This is a genomic window from Rhizobium sp. ZW T2_16 (assembly GCF_044987325.1).
Lineage (GTDB): Bacteria > Pseudomonadota > Alphaproteobacteria > Rhizobiales > Rhizobiaceae > Neorhizobium > Neorhizobium cellulosilyticum.
In genome coordinates, this window is the sequence record NZ_JBJDRG010000076.1 from 1 (window position 1) to 640 (window position 640).

The following is a 640-nucleotide window of genomic DNA, read 5'->3' on the forward strand; positions in this document are numbered from 1 at the left end:
CGATTGATTTCCGGCAGGATGCTGAGTGCAACCGCGTGAGTTGAATGAAGATGAACGACGGCGTTGGCAGCCCTGCGGTTGCAGTAAACGCACTGGTGCAGAAATGCTTCTTTTGTCGGTTTGTCGCCTTCGAGATGAACGCCTTCCGCAGAAAATCTAGAGATGCGGTTGGCATCAAGCGTTCCCAACGATGCGTTCGTCGGGGTCATGAGAACCTCCCCGGACGATAGCCGGACGCTGATGTTTCCGGTCGAGCCCGGAGAAAGACCACGATCGAAAAGCGATCTGCCAACCGATGCAATCTCGTCCCGGACTTTCGTCTCTTCAGATATGATGGCGATCACGGGCACATTCTCCTGGCTTTTTCAAAGAAGTCCGGCGCGCCGAAATTTCCCGACTTCAAGGCAAGCGCCGGTCCTCCAGCGTCTGTCGCTCTCGTCCACGGCACACCCGGATCAATCTCGGGCCCGATCTCCAGGGCATTGATAGACAGAGCTGCGGAAACCGCGCCTGACGTTTCTCCACCGGCCACGATAAATCTGCTGAAACCAATAGTGCGCAAGGTGGCTGCCAGTTCACCGAGGAAGTCTTCGACCAATGCCCCGGCCTCGTCACGGCCCAACACCTCCTGGGCCTTGAG

At 57.2% G+C, this 640-nt stretch carries 2 protein-coding genes; both read right to left on the bottom strand.

The window, feature by feature from the left end; translation table 11 throughout:
- Positions 1-332, bottom strand: a 332-nt coding sequence (locus ACI3K0_RS30795) for a class II aldolase/adducin family protein (protein WP_404946994.1), incomplete at its 3' end; no start/stop codon positions are given.
- 8 nt (positions 333-340) lie between these two features.
- On the bottom strand, positions 341-640 hold a 300-nt coding region (locus tag ACI3K0_RS30800; RefSeq protein WP_404946993.1), incomplete at its 5' end, for a nucleotide-binding domain containing protein.